Genomic DNA, 579 nt, shown 5'->3' on the forward strand with positions numbered 1-579 from the left:
GGCGAAGAATTGGGTAAAGTATTCGGCGTAATGGGAATAGGAATTTCTGTCAGTCCGGTGATTGGCATGTTGCTCGGCGGCCAATTAACCGCATTGGGCGGCTATCAAACCGTCTTTTTTACACTGTTTGTCATGGCATTAGGCTTGTTTGTTTACAACGCTTTCAAACTGCCAGAGACACAAATTCAGAAACAGCCTTTGAATATGGGTTCACTTCTGGGGCGAATGCTGAGAGATGCGCAAATCTGGCAATCGACGTTATTAGTTGCGCTCTACAATATCGCATTGTTTTCTTACTACCAATTAGGTGCTTTCACATTTGAGGCGTTAGGTTTTAGCTCATCGGAATTTGGATACAGTGGCGTTGTACTTGGCTTAGGTACATTTGTTGGCAGCTTGTTGAATAAATTTTTGCTGGGTAAAGGACGAACGCAAACATCTTTGTTGTGGATCGCATCGATACTGTTGTTGGCTGGTGGGTTTGGTGTCTTTTGGGCTCAAACATCTATTTGGTTTTTAGTTCCAATGTTATTGGTCGTGATGGCGTTTGGCATTGCGATACCTAACGTACTAAGCGCT

The 579-nt window shown here is 43.7% G+C and carries 1 protein-coding gene; it reads left to right on the forward strand.

Annotated elements, in window-relative coordinates; translation table 11 throughout:
* A partial coding sequence (locus R7Q48_RS29460) for an MFS transporter (protein ID WP_318133907.1) occupies positions 1 to 579 on the forward strand: 579 nt, incomplete at both ends.

It is taken from the genome of Vibrio sp. 378 (assembly GCF_033339435.1).